The sequence below is a fragment of the Streptomyces sp. NBC_00576 genome, assembly GCF_036345175.1.
Taxonomy (GTDB): Bacteria; Actinomycetota; Actinomycetes; order Streptomycetales; family Streptomycetaceae; genus Streptomyces.
In genome coordinates this window covers 5,248,144-5,270,036 of the sequence record NZ_CP107780.1, presented here as the reverse complement: position 1 = coordinate 5,270,036, position 21,893 = coordinate 5,248,144, and the positions used below count along the sequence as shown (strand labels likewise).

Genomic DNA, 21,893 nt, shown 5'->3' with positions numbered 1-21,893 from the left:
CGAAGAGGGCTTCACGCGCGCGTTCCGTTCGCCGGGTCGGCGTCGGTGGGCGTCAGTCCACGAACGCCTCGCACACCGCGTCGTACTCCCGTGTCCACCACACCGCGAGCGCCGAGGCGGCAGGGAACTGGGAGTCGGCTCGGGTGTCTCCCCGCTCGTAGTGCCAGCGCAGCATCCAGAAGTCGTTGAGGCGCTCCCACCACACCCGGTGCACGGCGGCGGCCAGCTCGGAGGGCGCGGCCCCCGCCGTGCGCCGGTACGCGCGCGCGTATGCCCGTGCCTTGGGCAGGTCGAGCGTGCCGGCGGGCCGTACGAAGAAGATCGCGGCGGCACGTACGGCCTCCTCCGCGCGGGGCCGTACACCGAGCCGGTCCCAGTCGACGATCGCGGCCGGTGCGTCCCCTTTGTAGAGCACGTTGAACGGGTGGAAGTCCCCGTGCACCCAGCCCACCGAGCCGCCCGGCGGGGGCCGCCGGTCCGCGTGCTGCTCCAGCAGCGCCCGTCGTTCCAGGAGCCGGTGGCGGGCCAGCTCGTCGAAGGCGTCGGTGGGGTGGTGGCGGCGGACGTGGGCCAGGAGGTCGTCGATGAGGGCGAAGGTGTCGGCGGGGTCGGCCGAGGGGGCGGGCAGGGGCTCGGCGGTGCTGTCGGGACCGGCAGGCTGTCGCTGTTCGGCGGGGTCGTGGGGGCGGCCGGGACGGTGAGGGTCGGCTGAGCGCGGGGGTTCGGCGAAGGTGCCGGGGGCGGGGGTCGTCGCGGAGGCTTCGGCAGGGGTGACAGTCCGGCTCCGGTCGGTGGACCCGCTCCGCCGGGCGGCGTCCCGGTGGTGGGCGACTCCGCCCGGTCGGCCGGCCTCTCCCCCTCGTCCGGCCTCTCGCCGCTGGGCGACCACGCCTGCGCCGCCTTGTTCGGGGGTCTGCGCCAGACCGGCGGTCGCCCCCTGCGGGGCGGCCCGGCCCGGTCCGGCGGCCTCGCGCCCGTCTCCGCCCGGCTCGCCCGGTGTTCGGCCCCGCGTCGGCATCACCTGTTCCAGGCTCGCGTGGACGACGCCCAGCAACGCGCCCAGCCGGCCGCACTGGACGCCGCTGAGCTGGCCGCCGTGGCGGTGGCGGCCGTCGATCCAGGGGTGCAGGGCGTAGGCGTGGCCGCCGACGACGGCGACCGTACGTCCGTCGCGGCCGGGCAGTGGCGGGGCCACCGGGACGCCGAGATCCGCGAGGCGCTGGGTCGCCCGGTGCTGACGGGCGATCGCGGCGGGGTCGGCGGTCTCGGGGTCGAAGTGGTGCTTCAGGAAGTAGTCGCCGCGGGTGGTGGCGAGCCGGTAGCCGCGGTTCAGCAGCCCTTGGTCGACGGGGGCGCAGGTCAGCGCGGACCCGGCGGAGTACTGGCGGAGGAGCGCGCCCAGAGGGGGCGCGTGGGACACAAGGGGTGGTACAGATGAGCGCGGCACGCGCCAGATGTTAGGGCACGAGCCGGGCGTGTGAGCGGGGCGCTTGTCGCAGGCAGTCACAGGTGACCGTGGGCGGTCATGGGCAGTCGGTTTCGATCGCGGAGAGCGCCTTATCGAACTTAGGTTTGATTCACAGAGGGCTGGACGCGCCCGCCACGATGCCGTCGAAGGGTGGGTGGCCGGAATCCTTCGTGGCCTCCCCGGCGGACGACTTCATGGTCATCGAGGAGAAATACGGTGATTTCTCGGCCTTCAGGCACCCGGACGGTCTCACATACCGGCTCTTCCCGTGAGCCGGGTGTGCGGGATAACGTGCCGTTGTTCCGGCCCCCTGCAAGGCTGTGACCAGGGCCCCTTCCCGACTTGCTCAATTTACTTGGATTTCCAAGCAAAATCGCAGGTCAGGGGGGTTTCATAGAAATATGACGCACTGGGTAACGTGAGCTTTGCGGGACGCTCGCCGGGGCGCCTGTCACGCCTGTTCCCGGCCGAGCGGCACCCACCCCGTGCACGGGTCTCGGGAACAGGTGACCGCACTGGTTACCCGGCAACCCCGGGGCCGGACCGACGGAGGAGTACACGTGACCGTGGAGAGCACTGCCGCGCGCAAACCGCGACGCAGCGCCGGAAGCAAGACCGGTACCACCCGCACCACCGCGCAGGGCGCCGACGCACCGGCCGTCGACGCACCAGCCACGGCCGCGCAGCCCGCCACTGCCACCGCGACCAAGGCCGCCGCCGCGAAGCGCGCCACCACCAAACGCGCCGCCACCAAGAAGCCGGCCCCGAAGCCGGCGGAGACGGCCGGGACGGGCGCCGACCCCAACCTCGTCCAGCTGCTGACCCCCGCGGGCAGGCGCGTCAAGAACGCCGCCTACGACCCGTACGTCGCCGCCCTCACCGCCGACGACCTGCGCGGCCTGTACCGGGACATGGTGCTGACCCGCCGGTTCGACGCCGAGGCCACCGCCCTCCAGCGTCAGGGCGAGCTGGGCCTGTGGGCCTCGCTGCTCGGCCAGGAGGCCGCCCAGATCGGCTCCGGCCGCGCCACCCGCCCCGACGACTATGTCTTCCCGACCTACCGCGAGCACGGCGTCGCCTGGTGCCGGGACATCGACCCGACCAACCTGCTCGGCATGTTCCGCGGGGTGAACCACGGCGGCTGGGACCCCAACAGCAACAACTTCCACCTCTACACGATCGTCATCGGCTCCCAGACCCTGCACGCGACCGGCTATGCCATGGGCGTGGCCAAGGACGGCGCCGACTCGGCGGTCATCGCGTACTTCGGGGACGGTGCCTCCAGCCAGGGCGACGTCGCCGAGTCCTTCACCTTCGCCTCGGTCTACAACGCCCCCGTGGTGTTCTTCTGCCAGAACAACCAGTGGGCCATCTCCGAGCCGACCGAGCGTCAGACCCGCGTCCCGCTCTACCAGCGCGCGCAGGGCTACGGCTTCCCCGGCGTTCGGGTGGACGGCAACGACGTGCTGGCCGTCCTCGCGGTGACGAAGTGGGCCCTGGAGCGGGCCCGCAACGGCGAGGGACCGACGCTCGTCGAGGCGTACACGTACCGCATGGGTGACCACACGACCTCCGACGACGCGACCCGCTACCGCCACGACGACGAGCGGGCGGCCTGGGCGGCCAAGGACCCGATCGCGCGCCTGCGCACGTACTTGGAAGCCTCAAACCACGCGGAAGAGGGATTTTTCGCGGAACTGGAGGCCGAGAGCGAGTCGTTGGGCAGGCGAGTACGCGAAGTGGTCCGTGCCATGCCGGACCCGGACCCCTTCGCGATCTTCGAGCACACCTATGCCGACGGGCATGCGCTCGTGGACGAGGAGCGGGCCCAGTTCGCCGCCTACCAGGCGTCGTTCACGGATGTGGAGGGGGCGTGACCATGGCGGCAGAGACTGTGACAGCGCAGACGTCGAAGGCTGTGACTTCCAAGAGCATGGCCCTCGCCAAGGCGATCAACGAATCGCTGCGCAAGGCGCTGGAGACGGACCCCAAGGTCCTGATCATGGGTGAGGACGTCGGCAAGCTCGGTGGTGTCTTCCGGGTCACCGACGGTCTGCAGAAGGACTTCGGCGAGGACCGGATCATCGACACCCCGCTCGCCGAGTCGGGCATCGTCGGTACGGCCATCGGCCTCGCCCTGCGCGGCTACCGCCCGGTGGTGGAGATCCAGTTCGACGGCTTCGTCTTCCCGGCGTACGACCAGATCGTCACCCAGCTCGCGAAGATGCACGCGCGTGCGTTGGGCAAGATCAAGCTCCCGATCGTCATCCGCATTCCGTACGGCGGGGGCATCGGCGCGGTCGAGCACCACTCGGAGTCCCCGGAGGCGCTCTTCGCGCACGTGGCGGGCCTCAAGGTGGTGTCCCCGGCCAACGCCTCGGACGCGTACTGGATGATGCAGCAGGCCATCCAGAGCAACGACCCGGTGATCTTCTTCGAGCCGAAGCGGCGCTATTGGGACAAGGCCGAGGTCGATTTCGAAGCCATTCCCGGCCCGCTCCACAAGGCCCAGGTGGTCCGCGAGGGCACCGACCTCACCCTCGCCGCCTACGGCCCGATGGTGAAGCTGTGCCTGGAGGTCGCGAACGCGGCGGCCGAGGAGGGCCGGTCCCTGGAGGTCCTCGACCTCCGGTCGGTCTCCCCGCTCGACTTCGACACCGTCCAGGCCTCGGTCGAGAAGACCCGCCGTCTGGTCGTCGTGCACGAGGCGCCGGTGTTCTTCGGCTCGGGCGCGGAGATCGCCGCCCGGATCACGGAGCGCTGCTTCTACCACCTGGAGGCCCCGGTGCTCAGGGTCGGCGGCTACCACGCCCCGTACCCGCCGGCGCGCCTCGAGGACGAGTACCTACCGAGCCTGGACCGGGTGCTCGACGCCGTCGACCGCTCGCTTGCGTACTGAGGAGAGGGACGTGACGACAATGACTGACGCGTCCGTTCGCGAGTTCACCATGCCCGACGTGGGCGAGGGACTCACCGAGGCCGAGATCCTCAAGTGGTACGTCCAGCCGGGCGACACGGTCACCGACGGCCAGGTGGTGTGCGAGGTCGAGACCGCCAAGGCGGCCGTCGAACTGCCCATCCCGTACGACGGGGTCGTGCGCTCACTCCACTTCCCCGAGGGCACGACGGTCGACGTGGGTACGTCGATCATCGCGGTGGACGTGACGGGCGGCGCCGGGGGTGCGCCTCCCGTGGAGGCCGAGAAGGCCACGGCTGCGGCGGCAGCACCCGCGAAGGCACCCGGGGAAGCGTCGGGGGAGGAGAAGCCGCAGGCCCGCCAGCCGGTCCTCGTCGGCTACGGCGTGGCCGTCTCCTCGACCAAGCGGCGCCCCCGCAAGGGCGCCGAGGTCCCGGCCCGGGAGGTCGCCGCGGCGGTCCAGCAGGAGCTGAACGGCCACAGTGATGTCATGGCCCTCGCCGGAGGGGCCACGGTGGCCTCCGCCCGCCCACTGGCGAAGCCGCCGGTGCGCAAGCTCGCCAAGGATCTCGGCATCGACCTCACGACGGTGACCCCGTCGGGCCCCGACGGCGTCATCACGCGCGAGGACGTGCACGCGGCGGTGGCACCGGCCGCCCCCGAGCCGGTGCGCGCGACGCCGGCCGCCCCCGCCGTACCGGCGCCGGTGACCACGTACGACGGCACGCGGGAGACGCGCGTCCCGGTCAGGGGCGTACGGAAGGCGACCGCGGCGGCGATGGTCGGCTCGGCGTTCACGGCGCCGCATGTCACGGAGTTCGTGACGGTGGACGTGACGCGCACGCTGAAGCTGGTGGAGGAGCTGAAGCGGGCCCCCGAGGACTACGGGATGACGGGGCTGCGGGTGAACCCGCTGCTCCTGATCGCCAAGGCCCTGCTGGTCGCGATCAGGCGTCACCCGGAGATCAACGCGTCCTGGGACGAGGCGAACCAGGAGATCGTGCTCAAGCACTACGTCAACCTGGGCATCGCGGCGGCCACTCCGCGTGGTCTGATCGTCCCGAACATCAAGGACGCCCACGAGAAGACGCTCCCGCAACTGGCGGCGGCACTCGGCGAGTTGGTGTCCACGGCACGGGACGGCAAGACCTCGCCCGGGGCCATGCAGGGCGGCACGGTGACGATCACGAACGTCGGCGTCTTCGGCGTCGACACGGGCACGCCGATCCTGCCGCCCGGTGAGTCCGCGATCCTCGCGGTCGGTGCGATCAGGCTCCAGCCGTGGGTCCACAAGGGCAAGGTGAAGCCCCGTCAGGTGACGACCCTGGCCCTCTCCTTCGACCACCGGCTGGTGGACGGGGAGTTGGGGTCCAAGGTGCTGGCGGACGTGGCGGCGATCCTGGAGCAGCCGAAGAAGCTCATCACCTGGGCGTAGCCCATCACCCTGGCGTAAGAGAGTGACCGCATGAGGAAGGGGGCCCACCGGAGTGGGCCCCCTTCGTCATGCGTGCGTGCCGGGTGTCAGCCCAGGCGCGCGAAGCCGTAGTTCATCAGCTTCTTCGCGTCCGCCGTGCGGTTGGCGACCGACGAGGAGGCGAGGACCGTGCCGATGACCGTCTTGCCGTTGCGGGTCGCGGCGAAGACCAGGCAGTACTTGGCCTGCGGGCCGGAGCCGGTCTTGATGCCGATGGTGCCGGCGTAGCCGTTCATCAGCGGCTTGTTGGTGTTCTCCCACGCCATCCAACGGGTGCCACCGTTCGAGGTGGTGACCTTCTCCTTGAAGTCCTTCGTCCTCACAATCGCGCGGAAGGCGCCGGTCTTCATGGCGTTGCTGGCGAGCTTCGTCAGGTCGCGCGGGGTCGAGTAGTTCGCCCCGTTGCCGATGCCGTCGAAGCTGTCGAACTTCGTGTTCGTCATGCCGAGGCTCCGGGCCGTGGCGTTCATCTTGCCGATGAACGACTTCACCCGGAGGGCACGCGTCGAGCCGGTGCCGAACTTGTCCGCGAGCGCGTACGCCGCGTCGCAGCCCGACGGCAGCATCAACCCGTACAGCAGCTGGCGGACGGTGACCTTGTCACCGACGATCAGCCGGGCCGAGGAGGCGTTGTTGGCGACGATGTAGTCGCTGTACGCCTTCTGGATCGTGACCTTGGTGTTGAGGTTCAGGTTCGGCTGTGCCAGCACGACCTTCGCCGTCATTATCTTCGTGGTGGAACCGGTGGACAGCTTGGTGTCGGCGGCCTTGCCGTACAGCGTCGTGCTGTTGGCGTTGTTCATCAGATAGCCGCCCTTGGCGACGATCGTCGGAACGGCCACAGCGGCCTGCGCGGGCGCCGCGGTGAGCGCTCCGGTCGCGAGCACAGCGCCGGTGGTGACCACGACAGCTGCGGCTCTGCGGAAACGGATGCCCTGGATGCCGGTTATCAACTTCAATACCCCGATTGCGTCTGAATCGTCCGAATGCCACTGGAGAGCGGCCGAGTTGGCCGAGTCGGCGTAAACGCCGCTCTCATGTGACTCGTAACTAGCACAGTTGGTTGTGCGCGTGCTGAGGCGGGTTCCCCGATTTTCCCTTTCCGAGGGACGCCGTATGGCGCTGCGTGGTTCCCGCGACCCTTCCTGGGATTGAACTGCTGTCCGTGCGGCGACGTCACGCCCCGAGCGGGGATCGGTCCACGGGATCGGTCCATATGGCGGACGGCCGCCCTCATGCGTACGTGATGTATCTATGATGTCGCCATGAGCAGCCTGGCCGTGCCGCACGTGAAGCAACCTCCCGCCGCCGACCGCGTCTACACCCACGTCAAAGAGGGTGTCCTGGACCGCCGTTACGAAGGCGGGACCCTGCTCACCGAAGGTGAACTGGCCGAGGCCGTCGGGGTGTCGCGCACGCCGGTGCGCGAGGCGCTGCTGCGCCTGGAGGCCGAGGGGCTGATCAAGCTCTACCCGAAGAAGGGCGCGCTCGTCCTGCCCGTCTCCGCACAGGAGATCGCGGACGTCGTCGAGACCCGGCAACTGGTCGAGGAGCACACCATCCGCAAGGCGGTGCCCGCCTCGCCGCAGCTCATCGCCCGGCTCACCGAACTGCTCGAACGACAGCGCGAGCAGGCCGCCGCCGGGGACCTCGCGGGCGCGGCCGTGACCGACCGCTGCTTCCACGCCGAGATAGTCCGCAGCGGAGGCAACGAGATCCTCTCCAGGCTGTACGACCAACTGCGCGACCGGCAGCTGAGGATGGGCGTCGCCGTCATGCACGCCCACCCCGACCGCATCACCAAGACGCTCACCGAGCACCGGGAGATCCTCGACGCGCTGCGCTCGGGCGACGCGGAGGCGGCGGTCGCGATCGTGCACCGGCACGTCAGCTGGTTCTCCAACCTGGCGCGGGGTGAGGTCCGATGAGCCGCGAGGGTGCTGTGAAGGGCGGTTCAGGTTCAGCGTCCGGTTCAGGCCCCGGTTCGCTGCCCGGCGATCCTCCCCCAGAGGGGGGACCCCCAGGTGGGCGCCGCGCCGTCCTTGTCTGGTCCGTGGGTGTTTCGGTCTACTTCGTCGCCGTCATCTTCCGTACGTCCCTGGGGGTGGCGGGACTCGACGCCGCCGACCGTTTCCACGTGGGCGCGTCCGCGCTGTCCACCTTCTCGATCCTCCAGCTCCTCGTCTACTCGGGCATGCAGATACCGGTCGGGCTGCTCGTCGACCGGCTCGGCACGAAAAAGGTGCTGACCATCGGGGTGGTGCTGTTCACGGCCGGGCAGCTGGGGTTCGCGTTCTCCCCCTCGTACGGCACCGCCCTCGCCTCCCGCGCGCTGCTCGGGTGCGGCGACGCGATGACGTTCATCAGTGTGCTGCGGCTGGGTTCCCGGTGGTTCCCGGCGCGGCGCGGGCCGATGATCGCGCAGCTGGCGGGGCTGGCCGGGATGGCGGGCAACCTCGTCTCGACGCTCGTCCTGGCCCGGCTGCTGCACGGCGTCGGGTGGACGGCGGCCTTCGCGGGCAGCGCGGTCGCGGGCGTGGTCGTGCTGGTGCTGATGCTCCTGTTCCTCAGGGATCACCCGGACGGGCACGAGCCGGAGCCGTTCCCGCATCAGGGGGCCGCGTACGTGCGCCGGCAGATCGCCGCTTCGTGGCGTGAGCCCGGGACGCGGCTCGGTCTGTGGGTGCACTTCACCACCCAGTTCCCGGCGATGGTGTTCCTGCTGCTGTGGGGCCTGCCGTTCCTCGTCGAGGCGCAGGGCCTTACGCGGGCCACGGCGGGGGAGCTGCTGACGCTGGTCGTGCTGTCGAACATGGTGATCGGCCTGGTGTACGGCCAGATCGTCGCCCGGCACCACACGGCGCGGCTGCCGCTGGCGCTGGGCACGGTGGGCATCACGGCGGTGATGTGGGCGGTGACGCTCGCCTACCCGGCGGTGGCCGGCATCGAACACGACCCGATGTGGCTGCTGGTGCTGCTGTGCACGGTGCTGGGGGCCTGCGGGCCCGCCTCGATGCTCGGCTTCGACTTCGCCCGGCCCGCCAATCCGCCCGAGCGTCAGGGGACGGCCTCCGGGATCACCAACATGGGCGGGTTCGTCGCCTCGATGACGACGCTGTTCGCGGTCGGCGTGGTGCTGGACGCGACCGGGGACAACTACACCGTCGCGTTCTCGTTCGTGTTCCTGTTGCAAGGGGTTGGCGTCAGCCAGATCCTGCGGTTGCGGAAGCGGGCGGCGCGGCGGGAGTCGGAGCGGTTGGTTGTGAGCAGGGTTTCTACAGTGCACGTTCCGGTGTAGGTGCCGGGTGTTGGTGTGGGCGTCTCTGGGGGCTGCCGCCCCCAGGCCCCCGCTTCGGCCCTGAAGGGGCCTCGTCCTCAAACGCCGGACGGGCTGGGAATACCCGGCCCGGGGCTGAAAAATGCAGCTACGGCGTCACGGCGAAGTGGCGCAGGATCGCCGCCGTGAGGCCCGGGTCGCCCTCTGCCTTGATGCGGTCGGCTGCCGCCTCCGGGGTCACCCGGCCGCAGGCCAGGCGGACGAAGGTCTCCCAGTCGAGGGCGAAGGTGGCGGCGGGGCCGAGGGCCGGGGCGGTTTCGAGGGTGCCGCGGCCGTTGATGTCGATGCGGATCGTGCGCAGGAACTCGATGGGACCGTGCACGTCCAGGACGATCGCCGAACTGCGCGGCGCCCCCGCGTCCTTGGCGACGGCCTTCGGCAGCCTGCTGAGCAGCACGTCCCGCACGATGTGGGCGCCGGGCGAGTCCAGGTTGCCGGGCCGGCCGAGGGCGGTACGCAGGTCCTGCTCGTGCACCCACACGTCGAACGCCCGGGTGAGCATGGCGTCCTTGAGGGCGGTCTCCTGGCCGTGGAGGCCGCGGATCTTCGCGTCCGGTTCCCGTGACTCGTTGCGCATCTGGCGGTTGCGGCGGATGACCGTGTACTCCAGCTCGGACGTCATCTCGGGGGCCGTGTGGTGCCGCCGTACGTCGACCTGCATCTCCATGTAGCGCTGCTGCTCGTTGGTGACGTGGTAGAGGTCGCGCGGGAGCGTGTGGATGGGGCGCGGGTCGCCGAGCATCTCGCACTCCATGCCGATGACATGGGAGACCACGTCACGGACCGACCAGCCCGGGCACGGGGTCCGGCGGTTCCACTCGCCCTCCACGAGCGGTGACACCAGCTCGGTTATCGCTTCGATGGAGTGGGTCCAGGCGTCGGCGTAGGGCTGGAGAGTGGGATGCAGACTCACGGAACGGGACCCCTCGGGCGGTCGGTACGCGGGCAGTGGTGACGGCGGATGACGGCGGGTGTCGACGGCGTTGTCGGCGGTGGTGGCAGTGGCGGCAGCGGCGGTATGTCGTTTCGTAGGGTACGAAGGCGCGGGCGGGATAGCTGTCAGCGGGTGTCTTGGAACGTTAAGTTACGCTGCTGTGAGGCACCCCGGCAGTGCTTTCGTGTGACGATCGTAGGCCCGTGTGAACGGCTCGAATGTCAGGACGGTGGTAGTGTGCGCGCCTCGCTCATTCAGATCGGTGTAGATGAGGGCGAATCGGTCGAATCGCGTCGGCGGCGTGTGGCCTCGCTGGTGCGGGCCGAGGCCGGTGCGGACCTCGTCGTTCTGCCCGAGCTGTGGACGACGGGGGCTTTCGCGTACGAGCAGTTCGCGACGGAGGCCGAGCCGCTGGACGGTCCGACGTACGAGGCGATGGCGAAGGCGGCGAGCGACGCGGGCGTGTGGCTGCACGCGGGCTCGATCCCGGAACGGGATCCTGAGGGTCCCCTGTACAACACCTCCCTCGTCTTCTCCCCCGCCGGTGACCTGGCCGCCGCCTATCGCAAGATCCACCGCTTCGGCTTCGACAAGGGCGAGGCCGTGCTGATGGGGGCGGGGGCGGAACTGGTGACCGTTTCCCTGCCCGAGACGACAGTTGGCGTCGCCACCTGCTACGACCTCCGTTTCCCCGAGCTCTTCCGCGGTCTTGTCGACGCGGGTGCCGAGACGCTCGTCGTCTCGGCGGGGTGGCCGGAGCGGCGGCGCTCCCACTGGACGTTGCTGGCTCAGGCGCGGGCGGTCGAGAACCAGGCGTACGTCCTTGCGTGTGGAACGGCCGGGACACATGCGGGGGTTCCGCAGGCCGGTCACTCGATCGTGGTTGATCCGTGGGGTGAGGTGCTGGGGGAGGCGGGTGCGGGCGAGGAGATTCTGCGGGTCGAGTTCGAGCCCGCGAAGGTGGGGGAGACGCGGGAGGTGTTCCCGGCGCTGAAGGACAGGGTGCTGGGGGTAGCGGTACCGCGTCGCGGCTGACGTGGTGCCGGGGCGGCCGTGGGGTGTTTCGCCCCGCCGCCCCTACCCGTCCCCCATCCCGAACCTGGGGGCTGCGCCCCCAGACCCCCGCTTACGGCCCTGAACGGGCCTTGTCCTCAAACTCCCCCAGAGGGGGGACCCCAGACGGGCTGAACTAACCCTCCTTCTCCGCCAGGTGGATCACGCAGACCGCCACCGCGATCAGGAGCGCCGAATCCGCGTCGTCACGTACGACATCCACCCCGTACGTCTCCCGGACGTGGAGCCAGCGGCGCGAGATCTGGGCGAGGAGTTCGCCGTCGTAGTCGACCGCGAACTCCCGGTCGAGGATCTTGCCGCTGACGTCCAGTTCCGTGCCGTCCACCAGCGACACCAGGTAGTGGTTGCGCAGCAGCGAGAGGCGTTTGCGTCTGATCGTCGCCAACGGGTTGCCGTCCCGTTCGATCACCATCGTGTCCCGCAGTGCGAGCATCTTCTTGTGGATGTCGATCAGCACCCGCCCCTGCGTGTCCTTCAGCTCGAAGGTGTCCCGCAGCCGCATCGCCTTGCCGTCGACCAGGTACACCTTGTTGCCGTGCTGGTCCTCGATCCAGTAGTCGTCGCCGATGCCGAGCAGCCGGTCGCGTACGAGGAATCTCATGTACTCACCGCTTCCCCGCCACCGCGTCCCAAACGCCGCCGATACGCCGATGGGCGCAGTACAGCCGGTCAGCCGTGGTGCCGGTCCTCGTCGATCACGGTCGTCGAGGGCGGTATCAGTACCCGCCGGCGTCGCGCGACGCTGCGGAACGTGAGGGCGCCGATCAGCCCGACGATCATCAGGATGACGCCGACCAGGTCGAGGTTGACCCCCTCCATCTCCCAGTCGGTCGCGAACGTGAGGATGGCTCCCACGGCGATGAGGATGATGCATCCGCCGAGGCTCATGAGTGTTGCCTCCCTGTCCGGGTCCGGTCGTTTCCGGTCGTTCCGGGGTTTCCGGTTGGTCCGGTCGCTTCCGGGTGCCCGGACGTGGGACAGGTATGCGCGGCTGCGCAACTACCCTTCCAGGAACGCCACCAGCGCGTTGGCGAGCAGGTGGGGGTCGTCTGCGCCGCACAACTCCCGCGCGCTGTGCATCGACAGGATCGCCACGCCGATGTCGACCGTCTTGATGCCGTGCCTCGCGGCGGTGATCGGGCCGATCGTCGTGCCGCAGGGCATGGAGTTGTTGGAGACGAAGTTCTGGAACGGGACGTCGGCCTTGTCGCAGGCCGCGACCCACACCGCGCGGCCCGAACCGTCCGTGGCGTAGCGGTTGTTGACGTTGACCTTGAGGATGGGGCCGCCGTTGACACGTGGGTGGTGCGTCGGGTCGTGGCGCTCCGCGTAGTTGGGGTGGACGGCGTGGCCCGTGTCGGAAGAGAGACAGACGGTGCCCGCGAACGCCCTTGCCCGGTCCTCGTACGATCCGCCCCGCGCGAACACCGAACGCTCCAGCACGCTGCCGAGCAGCGGGCCGTCCGCGCCCGTGTCGCTCTGCGAGCCGTTCTCCTCGTGGTCGAAGGCGGCGAGGACCGGGATGTACGGAAGCTCGTCGGAGCTTGTGGCCACGGCCGCCAGTGCCGCCGTGGCGGCGTGTACGGACAGGAGGTTGTCCATGCGCGGGCCGGCGACCAGCTCCCGGTCGCGGCCCAGGTAGGCGGGCGGTTCGACGGAGTGGACCATCAGGTCCCAGCCGGTGACCTCGCCCGGCGCCAGCCCGGACTCCTGTTCGAGGAAGGCGATCAGGTCCCCCTCGCGGACGTCGTCCGACAGGCCCCAGATCGGCTGCAGATGGCGCTGCTTGTCGAGCTTCAGCCCGTCGGTGTTCACGGCACGGTCGAGATGGATGGCGAGCTGGGGGACTCGCAGAAGGGGCCGGTCGATGTTCACCAGACGCGACGTGCCGTCCCGGAGGGTGAGGCGGCCGGCCAGCCCCAGGTCGCGGTCGAGCCAGGAGTTGAGCAGCGGTCCGCCGTAGATCTCCACGGCGACCTGGCGCCAGCCGTGTCCCCCGAGGTCCGGCACCGGCTTGACACGCAGGTTGGGGGAGTCGGTGTGGGCGCCGACGATCCGGAACGGGGTGTGCGGCGCGGCGTCCTCGGGGACGTACCAGGCCACGATCGCGCCGCCGCGCAGCACGTACTTGCCGCCGCTCCCCGCGGCGGAAGCCGCTGATGTCTCCGCGTCCCAGGCGTCCGTCTCGGCGACCTGGCGGAAGCCGGCCTTCTCCAGTCGCTGGGCGGTGTTCGCCACAGCGTGGTACGGCGACGGACTCGCCGCCAGGAAGGACATCAGGTCGTCGGTGAGGCCGCGGTCGAAGCGGTGGGGTGCGCTCATGGGGTTCACCTTAACGACGTAATAGCGCCCGCTCCCTGGGATGGTGAGCGGGCTCTCGTAACGGGGCTGTGAAGGCCGGACAGGCCCTGCTCGGGAGTCAGTTTCCGGACACCGGGCGGACCGTGGGGATGTGTCCCGGTTCAGCAGGACGGCGGCCCGCCCCGAGAGTGAACCCGGGTCCGGGCCGCCGTGCTTGGCCTGCCGCTCTTCCTCGTACCGAAGTGCCTTAGAAGGCCGCCTCGTCCAGCTCCATCACGTCGAGGTCCACGCCGGCCGCGAGCTTGCGGGCGCCGGTGACGCCCGGGAGGACGTTGGCCGCGAAGAACTTCGCCGCCGCGATCTTGCCCTGGTAGAACGGGACGTCCTTCGCGGATGCGGTCGCCAGCTTCTCGGCGGCCACGGCGGCCCCCTTGAGGAGCAGGTAGCCGACGACGACGTCGCCCGAAGCCATCAGCAGGCGGGTGGTGTTGAGGCCCACCTTGTAGATGTTCTTGACGTCCTGCTCGGTCGCCGCGAGGTCCGTCAGCATCAGGCCGACGATCGCCTCCAGCTCGACGGCAGCCTTGGCGAGCTGCTCGCGCGCCACCGCCAGGTCCTCGCCGCCCGTGCCCGGCGCGAGGAACTTCTTGATGTCCTCGGCGAGGGAGTTGAGGGCCGCGCCCTGGTTGCGGACGATCTTCCGGAAGAAGAAGTCCTGGCCCTGGATCGCGGTCGTGCCCTCGTACAGGGTGTCGATCTTGGCGTCGCGGATGTACTGCTCGATCGGGTACTCCTGGAGGAACCCGGAGCCGCCGAAGGTCTGGAGCGACTGGGCGAGCTGCTCGTAGCCCTTCTCGGAGCCGTAGCCCTTCACGATCGGGAGCAGGAGGTCGTTGAGGGCCTCCAGCGAGGCGGTGTCCTCGCCCGCCGCCTCCTTGACCTGGATCTCGTCCTGGACGGAGGCCGTGTAGAGCACCAGGGCGCGCATGCCCTCGGCGTACGCCTTCTGCGTGATCAGCGAGCGGCGGACGTCCGGGTGGTGCGTGATGGTGACCTTGGGCGCCGTCTTGTCCATGAAGTTGGCGAGATCCGGACCCTGGACGCGCTCCTTGGCGTACTCCAGGGCGTTGAGGTAGCCGGTCGACAGCGTCGAGATGGCCTTCGTGCCGACCATCATGCGGGCGAACTCGATGATCCGGAACATCTGGCGGATGCCGTCGTGCTTGTCGCCGATCAGCCAGCCCTTGGCCGGGTGCTGGTCGCCGAAGGTCATCTCGCAGGTGTTGGAGGCCTTGAGGCCCATCTTGTGCTCGACGTTCGTCGCGTACACGCCGTTGCGCTCGCCGAGTTCGCCGGTCTCGAAGTCGAAGAGGTACTTCGGTACGAGGAAGAGGGACAGGCCCTTGGTGCCGGGGCCGTGGCCCTCCGGCCGCGCGAGGACGTAGTGGAGGATGTTCTCCTCCATGTCGTGCTCACCGGAGGTGATGAACCGCTTCACGCCCTCGATGTGCCAGGAGCCGTCCTCCTGCTGGACCGCCTTGGTACGGCCGGCGCCCACGTCCGAGCCGGCGTCCGGCTCGGTGAGGACCATGGTGGAGCCCCAGGTCCTGTCGACCGCGATCTGGGCGATCTTCTTCTGTACGTCGTTGCCCTCGTCGTAGAGGATGCCGGCGAACGCCGGGCCGGAGGCGTACATCCACACGGCCGGGTTCGAGCCGAGCAGCAGCTCCGCGTACGCCCAGATCAGGGAGCGCGGGGAGGTGGTGCCGCCGATCTCCTCGGGCAGGCCGAGGCGCCAGTACTCCGACTCCATGAAGGCCTTGTAGCTCTTCTTGAAGGACGCCGGTACGGGCGCGGTGTTCGTCGCGGGGTCGAAGACCGGCGGGGTGCGGTCGCCGTCGACGAAGGACTCCGCCAGCTCGTTCTCCGCGAGGCGCGTCATCTCTTCGAGGATGCTCTTGGCGGTGTCCGCGTCCATCTCCGCGAACGGACCCGTGCCGTACAGCTTGTCGCGCCCGAGGACCTCGAAGAGGTTGAACTCGATGTCGCGGAGATTCGACTTGTAGTGCCCCATGGCGACTGCTCCGTAGAGAGATCGGCGAGGCACTGGCTCCTCGCGCCTAATTCGCATACCAACTAGTAGCTACCTTCCACGATGATGCTACCCGTCGGTAATAAGGCGCAACCCCTACCGGTCAGGTGTGACGCGTAACGCGCCGGAGATCTTCCCAAATGGTCTAGACCGGAACGGTGAGGGTGGCCGTGTAGCCCTTGTCCGCGCTGCCTTCCATGGCGGCCAGCTGGTGGTCGTAGCCGTCGCTGAAGATCATGTCGGAGTCCAGGGAGAGTTCCCCGAGGTTCTCCACGCTCCGGCTGTAGCCGTCCGTCGCGTACACCGTGTCGCAGACGTCCTTCGGGAACGCCAGCTGCGAGGTGTTCGTTATCGACGTGGCCGCGGTCGCGTCCTCCAGGCTGCCGTATACCTCGAAGTGGATGTGCGGCCAGCGGCCCGTGTAGCAGCCCGGGAAGATGCTCGTGAAGGTGACCTGGCCCTTGTCGTCCGTCTCCTGGACGCCCCGGAGGTAGTTCTCGTCGGTGACTCCCTCCGTATAGAGGGAGTAGTCGCCCGCGCGGTCGCAGTGCCACAGGTAGACGGCCGCGCCGGCCTTGGGGGTCCCGCAGCCGGACGCCGCGTCGACGATGGTGAGCGTGACGGTCAGCGGCACCCCCTCGGCCGTACCGCCCGCCGAGTTCCCGAAGCTGGACCTGATGTCGCCGCGGACGACTCCGCTCTCCTTCAGCACGTTCACCCCGTTCGAACCGTCGGCCGGGTAGGGGCCGGCGGTCTCGTTCGGGATGGTCGCGCACTCGGAGGCCGACGAGGAGGCGGCCGTGTCGCTGGACGGGGTGCCGGAGGCGGCGGCAGATGAGGACGCGGGGTCGTCGTCGGCGGTGCAGCCCACCAGTGGCACCAGGCTCGCGCCGGCCAGCAGCCGGATCATCCGGCGGCGCGCGAGGACGGGGAAGTCGTAGGACAGGCCCCTGTCGTGCTCGTGCGTCTCGTGATCCTCGTGGTCACCGTGGTCGTGCTGCCCGTGTCCGCTCATGGCCGTCTCCCTCTGTCCGTGCTGTGCCTGGGCCGTGCCCGCCGGTGATTGCCCGGGCTTTGCCGCCGCATGATGGTTTCTTTGTCGAGGCCAACCGTATGAGTGTCCGCTGTGCGAAACCGGCACCGTACCTGTGAGCTTCCGGTGGAGTGCTCGGCCGCGGAGGGCGCGAACAGGGGGACCGGACCGGCCCGCCCCGCTTCCGCCGCGCTCTCGGTACTCTTGCGCCCATGTACGGCTATGACCAGAACGCCGCTGGGGCGCAGCAGCAGCAGTACGCCCAGCCGCAGCAGCAGATGCCGGGCGGGTACGGCCAGCAGCCGCCGCTGTACCCCGAGCCGTCCCCGCCGTCCCTCGCGGACGCGGTGCGCGCTTTCACGACGGGCTCGATGTCGGCCGAGGACTTCCAGCAGGTCTTCGCCACGTCGAAGGTGTACTGCCCGCGCGGCGACAACCCCGGATTCCTGGCGCTGCACAACACCCAGCAGCCGGTGATCCCGATGTTCACCTCCCTGAAGGAGCTGCGCCGCTACGCCGGCAAGGAGTCCAAGTACTTCGTGATCACCGGCGCGGAGGTCATCGACCTGCTGCCCACCGGCTACGGCTTCGTCGTGGACATGGAGGGTGAGCACCGCATGGTGTTCGACGCGAAGGCGGTCGAGCAGATGGTGGAGTTCGCGATGCGCAGGATGTACGGCTGACGGCCGGCCTCCGCTTTTCCCGCCTTCCGCCCTCCCTCCCCGGGCGCCGAAAATCCCCTCTCCCGCGCTGGAAATCCCCGCTGCGATTGTCACAGGCATGCCATAGGGTTCCTTCTGGCAGCCGCGCCCCACTGGCTACCGCTTCGGCGGTGGCGTTTGGGTGTCGCGCGGCGCTCTCAGCTCCCGGTGTGACTCCGGGTTCTCTTGTGGGGGTTCATCACTGTGCGTATGCGCAGCACTTCGACCGCGACGGCACTCGCCGTCCTCTTCAGCTCGGTGGCTCTGAGCGTCGCGACCACCGGTACGGCCTCGGCGGCCGTCGCCACCGTGCTTTCGCCCGGCGGCATGGTCGCGGACTCGACCCTGAAGCGGGTCTTCGTCGGCGACACCGGCAACGGCCGGGTAGTGGCGGCGAACTACTCGGGCACCGTCGTCGACAGCGTCAACGGCCTCGGTTCGATCAGCGACCTGGCGCTGTCCGACGACGGACACACCCTGTACGCGGCCCTGCCCGCCCGGAACCAGATCGTGGCCCTCGACCCGGCCACTCTGAACATCAAGGCCCGCTACTCGATTCCCACCGACACCGGCCCGCGCCACCTCGCCTTCGCCGGCGGCAAGCTCTGGTTCAGCTACGGCGACCAGTGGGACGGCAACCTGGGCTCGATCGACCCGACGGCGAGCGAGAACCCGGACCCGACACCGGTTCCGACCGAGCCCACGCCGGAGCCGACCGAGCCGCCGTCGGAACCGCCGACGTCGCCCGCACCGGACCCGTCAGACCCGAGCACGGAGCCGACCGCCGAGCCCACGACGGAGCCGTCGGCCGACCCTTCGGCCGAGTCCCCCTCCCCCTCCCCGGAGACCTCCGCGGACTCCTCGGCCGGCGCGTCGTCCGACTCCTCCGCCGAGAACTCCGCCGAGACCTCGACGACAGTGACGGGCCGGGCCGCGACCGCGGCCGCAGTCGGCCAGGTGTCGATGGACCAGTTCCCCGGGGACACCATCGGCATGTGGGGCCAGGCGATGCTCGACGCGAGCACGTCGGCGCCCGGCCTGCTGGCCGTCGGTGAGACCGGCCTTTCCACGTCCTCGATGGCCGTCGTGGACGTCTCCGGACCGACGCCCCGGCTGACCGCCTGGCACAACGGCGACTACTCGCTCAACGACGGCCTCGGCGACATCGACCTCGTCCCCGGCGCCCGGCAGGTACTGGCCGACGGCACGGACCGGGACGCCTACGCGAACGGGACGTTCACCAAGGCGGGCGCCTATCCGGGCGGCCAGCGCGCCGACATCGCCCCCAACGGCCTGGTGGCCCAGGTCAACGGCACCAAGGTGGCGGTCTACCGGCCGAACGCCACGAGGCCGCTGCGTACGTACTCGACCGGCGCGTACGGCACCGGTGACCTGGTCTGGGCGCCGGACGCCTCCCGGATCTTCGCCCTGGTCGGGAACGGCAACGGGTACACCCTCAAGGCGCTCACCGAGCCGACGAAGAACGTCCCCACCCTGACGGTGAACGCTCCGACGAAGGCGACCCGCGCCAAGAAGCTCACGGTGTCCGGCAAGCTGTCGGCGTCCGTCGCACTGCCGGCCGGCGTCAAGCTGAAGGTCACCCGTACCGACATGGAGGCCCCGAACGGCAGGACGCTGCCGTCGGTCGCGGTGAAGTCGAACGGCACCTACTCGTTCACGGACTACCCGCCGGCCGGCGGCACGGTCACCTACAAGGTGGCGTACGCGGGCGACGCCGCGCACGTCGCGGCCAGCGCCTCCGACAAGGTCGCGGTCTCCCGTACGGCGCCGACGCTGACCCTGAACAACAACAAGAAGCTCTACAACTACGGCACCGACGTCCGGTTCACCGCGCACCTGGGCAGCACGTACAAGAACCGTACGGTCGAGATCTGGGTCGACCCGTACGGCACCGACAAGCCGAAGAAGCTGATCAGGTCGGCCCGGGTCAACTCGGCCGGGAACCTCGCGGTGACCGTGGACATGACCCGCGACACGGCCATCACCGCGGTCTACAAGGGTGACGCGCGCTTCGCGCCGAAGTCGGCCAAGGTCACGGCGTACGCGCGGGTGCGTATCTCCACGGCCGTGTCCCGGCACTACAAGACGGCCAAGATCGGCTCGACCTCGTACTACTGGTTCCACAAGAACACCAGCCCGCTGCTGACGACCTCGATGCCCTACTTCCCGGGCCGCGAGCAGCGCTTCGACCTGCAGGTCTTCTTCGAGGGCGCGTGGTACTCCCTGGACTCGCAGTACTTCGGGATCGACAGGAACGGCAAGTCGGCCGTGGAACTCGGGGCGCCCGGTGAGTCCGGCATCCGGGCCCGGATGCGGTCGGTCTACGTCGACGGCGCCTCCGGCGACAACGTGAACACGACGACGTTCGGTGGTTGGAAGTACCTGTACTTCAGTAACTAGCAGTAACTGGCCGATCCTGGATCGGCTGCGAAGGCCCGGAGGGAATGCCCTCCGGGCCTTCTCTGTTAGGGGTAGCAGGAAGTTCAATAATCAACTAAACTGGCCGCACAAGGAGGTCCCGACATGCCTGCAGTGACCGTCGAGAACCCGCTGACCCTGCCCCGTGTGGCCGCGTCGGCCGACGCCGTGGCGCGTCCCGTGCTCACCGTGACGACCGCGCCGAGCGGTTTCGAGGGTGAGGGCTTCCCAGTGCGCCGGGCGTTCGCCGGGATCGCCTACAAGCACCTCGACCCGTTCATCATGATGGATCAGATGGGTGAGGTGGAGTACGCGCCGGGCGAGCCCAAGGGAACGCCCTGGCACCCCCACCGCGGCTTCGAGACCGTCACCTACATCATGGACGGGATCTTCGACCACCAGGACTCGCAGGGCGGCGGCGGCACCATCACCAACGGGGACACCCAGTGGATGACGGCGGGCTCGGGCCTGCTGCACATCGAGGCGCCCCCGGAGTCGCTCGTCATGTCCGGCGGCCTCTTCCACGGCATCCAGCTGTGGGTGAACCTCCCGGCCAAGGACAAGATGATGGCGCCGCGCTATCAGGACATCCGCGGCGGCCAGGTCCAGCTCCTCACGTCCCACGACGGCGGCGCGCTGCTGCGCGTCATCGCCGGTGAGCTGGACGGCCACGAGGGTCCCGGTATCACCCACACCCCGATCAGCCTGGTCCACGCCACGCTGGCCCCGGGCGCGGAGGTCACCCTCCCCTGGCGGGAGGACTTCAACGGCCTGGCGTACGTCCTCGCGGGCCGCGGCAGCGTCGGCGTGGACCGGCGCCCGGTCCACAAGGGTCAGACGGCGGTCTTCGGTGCGGGCTCGTCCCTGACCGTCCGCGCGGACGAACTGCAGGACGCGAACAGCCCGGACCTGGAGGTCGTCCTCCTCGGCGGACAGCCGATCCGTGAGCCGATGGCCCACTATGGCCCGTTCGTGATGAACACGAGGGCGGAGCTTGAGCAGGCGTTCGAGGACTTCCAGAAGGGCCGGCTGGGAACTGTCCCGGCGGTGCATGGAATGTCGGAGGGTGGCCTGTAGGCCGTAGAAAAATTCAGTACTGTACGACCAGGCCCGAAGCCGCAACCTCGTATTGCGGCTTCGGGCCTGTCTTTCTTGGGGGCTACTGGGCTACGGCAGCACGTAGAACGGAGTGTCGTCCGGAGCGCGGCCCACCTGGCGTACGCAGCCCTGCTCGGACAGCAGCTCCAGGCTGTGGCGGACGCGGTCCGGGGAGAGCCCGGTGTGGACGGAGATCTCCTCCACGCTGTAGTTGGCGCCGCCGTGCAGCAGGGCCGGGGCCAGGTGGGCGGCGACCGTGTGGACGTCCTCGGTGACGGCGAGGTTCCTGGACTTCCAGTTGGACAGGAGCTGTTGGGGTGTCAGCTCCGGGGCCTCGACCTGGCGGGTGCGGTCGCCTGTGCGGCGGAGGGTCCGGGTGATGTCGCGGAGCAGGTCGGCGATCACGTTCTGCTTGTTGTCGATCTGGCGCAGCGCTTCGTCCTGCCGGTCGACGCGTTCTTCGAGACGGACGAGGGCGTCGGCGAGTTGTTGGGGGACGGCGTAGGCGGTGACGGTGGTCGGGGTGGGTTGCAGGGCGGCGGTTTCGAGGGAGTAGGAGCCGTCGCGCTGGATGGTGGCGATGACTTCCGAGACCCAGGACTTGAAGGGCTGGGACTCGGGCTTGGTGCAGCCGTTGACCAAGCGGATCAGGCCCTGGAGATCGATGAGGTTCATGTCTCGTCGCCACTCCCGACCTGCGGGAACGCTGAGACCGTAACCTCCAGTTACGGTCTCAAGAATCTCTCGGTGCTCTTCGGAGACATGGTCCGACAGAGTCTTCCGAGAGTTGGCGTACCCCAACTCCCTGCAGACGTCCGCCGCGGGAAACCAGTGCGTCCCGTCCGGCATCGTCAGCCTCCGCACCCGCGCCCCTGTGGCCGCGTACACGAAGTCGTTGATGTCGATCGCGTCCTGCCGCTGTGCCGTCGACTCGTCCGACGGCCTGTCGTTGTTCTGCTCGTACATCGAGCATCACCTCCGCCTCGGAATGTAGGCAGGTGGAGGCGAAACTCGTGTTCATAGCA

At 69.3% G+C, this 21,893-nt stretch carries 19 protein-coding genes; 10 read left to right on the top strand and 9 right to left on the bottom strand.

The features are described 5' to 3' along the window. Window positions 1-52: 52 nt before the first annotated feature. Window positions 53-1,447, bottom strand: coding sequence for a phosphotransferase (locus OG734_RS22585; protein WP_330289339.1), 1,395 nt, complete (start codon window positions 1,445-1,447; stop codon window positions 53-55). Between the two features lie 125 nt (window positions 1,448-1,572). On the opposite strand from OG734_RS22585, the gene OG734_RS22580 reads away from it, so the two are divergent. The 4 genes from OG734_RS22580 to OG734_RS22565 all read left to right on the top strand — a co-directional run bounded on the left by OG734_RS22580 (window position 1,573) and on the right by OG734_RS22565 (window position 5,820). Beyond that, window positions 1,573-1,740, top strand: coding sequence for a hypothetical protein (locus tag OG734_RS22580; protein ID WP_330289338.1), 168 nt, complete (start codon window positions 1,573-1,575; stop codon window positions 1,738-1,740). A 288-nt stretch (window positions 1,741-2,028) separates the two neighbouring features. Continuing rightward, entirely contained in the window at window positions 2,029-3,345 is a 1,317-nt protein-coding gene (gene pdhA, locus OG734_RS22575; protein ID WP_330289337.1) for a pyruvate dehydrogenase (acetyl-transferring) E1 component subunit alpha, read from the top strand. A 2-nt stretch (window positions 3,346-3,347) separates the two neighbouring features. After that, complete coding sequence (locus tag OG734_RS22570; protein ID WP_330289336.1) at window positions 3,348-4,367, top strand: alpha-ketoacid dehydrogenase subunit beta; 1,020 nt, start codon at window positions 3,348-3,350, stop codon at window positions 4,365-4,367. Window positions 4,368-4,377: 10 nt separating this feature from the next. Continuing rightward, window positions 4,378-5,820, top strand: coding sequence for a dihydrolipoamide acetyltransferase family protein (locus tag OG734_RS22565; RefSeq protein ID WP_330289335.1), 1,443 nt, complete (start codon window positions 4,378-4,380; stop codon window positions 5,818-5,820). A gap of 86 nt (window positions 5,821-5,906) precedes the next feature. Here OG734_RS22565 and OG734_RS22560 read toward each other — a convergent pair whose 3' ends face one another. After that, on the bottom strand, window positions 5,907-6,812 hold the full coding sequence (locus tag OG734_RS22560) for a D-alanyl-D-alanine carboxypeptidase family protein (protein WP_330293752.1): 906 nt from the start codon (window positions 6,810-6,812) through the stop codon (window positions 5,907-5,909). 312 nt (window positions 6,813-7,124) lie between these two features. Between OG734_RS22560 and OG734_RS22555 the strand changes: the two genes are divergently transcribed. Together OG734_RS22555 and OG734_RS22550 are read left to right on the top strand one after the other, a co-directional pair. Continuing rightward, complete coding sequence (locus OG734_RS22555; protein WP_330289334.1) at window positions 7,125-7,787, top strand: GntR family transcriptional regulator; 663 nt, start codon at window positions 7,125-7,127, stop codon at window positions 7,785-7,787. Next, the gene (locus tag OG734_RS22550; RefSeq protein ID WP_330289333.1) at window positions 7,784-9,157 is read left to right on the top strand and encodes an MFS transporter; all 1,374 of its coding nucleotides are present in this window, start codon (window positions 7,784-7,786) and stop codon (window positions 9,155-9,157) included. Before OG734_RS22555 ends, OG734_RS22550 begins: the two co-directional genes overlap by 4 nt. A gap of 127 nt (window positions 9,158-9,284) precedes the next feature. Here OG734_RS22550 and OG734_RS22545 read toward each other — a convergent pair whose 3' ends face one another. Next, on the bottom strand, window positions 9,285-10,109 hold the full coding sequence (locus tag OG734_RS22545; protein ID WP_330289332.1) for a maleylpyruvate isomerase family mycothiol-dependent enzyme: 825 nt from the start codon (window positions 10,107-10,109) through the stop codon (window positions 9,285-9,287). A gap of 258 nt (window positions 10,110-10,367) precedes the next feature. On the opposite strand from OG734_RS22545, the gene OG734_RS22540 reads away from it, so the two are divergent. Continuing rightward, window positions 10,368-11,165, top strand: a complete 798-nt coding sequence (locus tag OG734_RS22540; RefSeq protein WP_330289331.1) for a carbon-nitrogen family hydrolase — start codon at window positions 10,368-10,370, stop codon at window positions 11,163-11,165. Window positions 11,166-11,319: 154 nt separating this feature from the next. On the opposite strand, the gene OG734_RS22535 is transcribed toward OG734_RS22540, so the two are convergent. The 5 genes from OG734_RS22535 to OG734_RS22515 form a co-directional block, all read right to left on the bottom strand. Then, on the bottom strand, window positions 11,320-11,805 hold the full coding sequence (locus OG734_RS22535; protein ID WP_330289330.1) for an LURP-one-related/scramblase family protein: 486 nt from the start codon (window positions 11,803-11,805) through the stop codon (window positions 11,320-11,322). A 68-nt stretch (window positions 11,806-11,873) separates the two neighbouring features. After that, window positions 11,874-12,092 (bottom strand): DUF6458 family protein, encoded by a 219-nt coding sequence (locus tag OG734_RS22530; RefSeq protein ID WP_330289329.1) that lies wholly within the window; start codon window positions 12,090-12,092, stop codon window positions 11,874-11,876. A 111-nt stretch (window positions 12,093-12,203) separates the two neighbouring features. Next, window positions 12,204-13,526, bottom strand: coding sequence for a M18 family aminopeptidase (locus OG734_RS22525; protein WP_330289328.1), 1,323 nt, complete (start codon window positions 13,524-13,526; stop codon window positions 12,204-12,206). 226 nt (window positions 13,527-13,752) lie between these two features. After that, complete coding sequence (locus OG734_RS22520; RefSeq protein WP_330289327.1) at window positions 13,753-15,579, bottom strand: acyl-CoA dehydrogenase; 1,827 nt, start codon at window positions 15,577-15,579, stop codon at window positions 13,753-13,755. A 163-nt stretch (window positions 15,580-15,742) separates the two neighbouring features. Beyond that, complete coding sequence (locus OG734_RS22515) at window positions 15,743-16,612, bottom strand: intradiol ring-cleavage dioxygenase (RefSeq protein WP_330289326.1); 870 nt, start codon at window positions 16,610-16,612, stop codon at window positions 15,743-15,745. Window positions 16,613-16,842: 230 nt separating this feature from the next. Here OG734_RS22515 and OG734_RS22510 point away from each other — a divergent pair, with 230 nt between their 5' ends. The 3 genes from OG734_RS22510 (at window position 16,843) to OG734_RS22500 (ending at window position 20,847) form a co-directional block, all read left to right on the top strand. Beyond that, window positions 16,843-17,313 carry an SseB family protein gene (locus OG734_RS22510; protein ID WP_330289325.1) on the top strand — a complete coding sequence of 157 codons (471 nt, stop codon included), beginning with the start codon at window positions 16,843-16,845 and terminating at the stop codon, window positions 17,311-17,313. Between the two features lie 228 nt (window positions 17,314-17,541). Next, window positions 17,542-19,752, top strand: coding sequence for a YncE family protein (locus tag OG734_RS22505; protein ID WP_330289324.1), 2,211 nt, complete (start codon window positions 17,542-17,544; stop codon window positions 19,750-19,752). A gap of 123 nt (window positions 19,753-19,875) precedes the next feature. Continuing rightward, on the top strand, window positions 19,876-20,847 hold the full coding sequence (locus tag OG734_RS22500; protein ID WP_330289323.1) for a pirin family protein: 972 nt from the start codon (window positions 19,876-19,878) through the stop codon (window positions 20,845-20,847). Window positions 20,848-20,937: 90 nt separating this feature from the next. Here the strand turns inward: OG734_RS22500 and OG734_RS22495 are convergent, their stop codons facing one another. Further along, window positions 20,938-21,834: a BRO-N domain-containing protein gene (locus OG734_RS22495; RefSeq protein WP_330289322.1), complete on the bottom strand. Its 897-nt coding sequence runs from the start codon at window positions 21,832-21,834 to the stop codon at window positions 20,938-20,940. Window positions 21,835-21,893 lie beyond the last annotated feature (59 nt).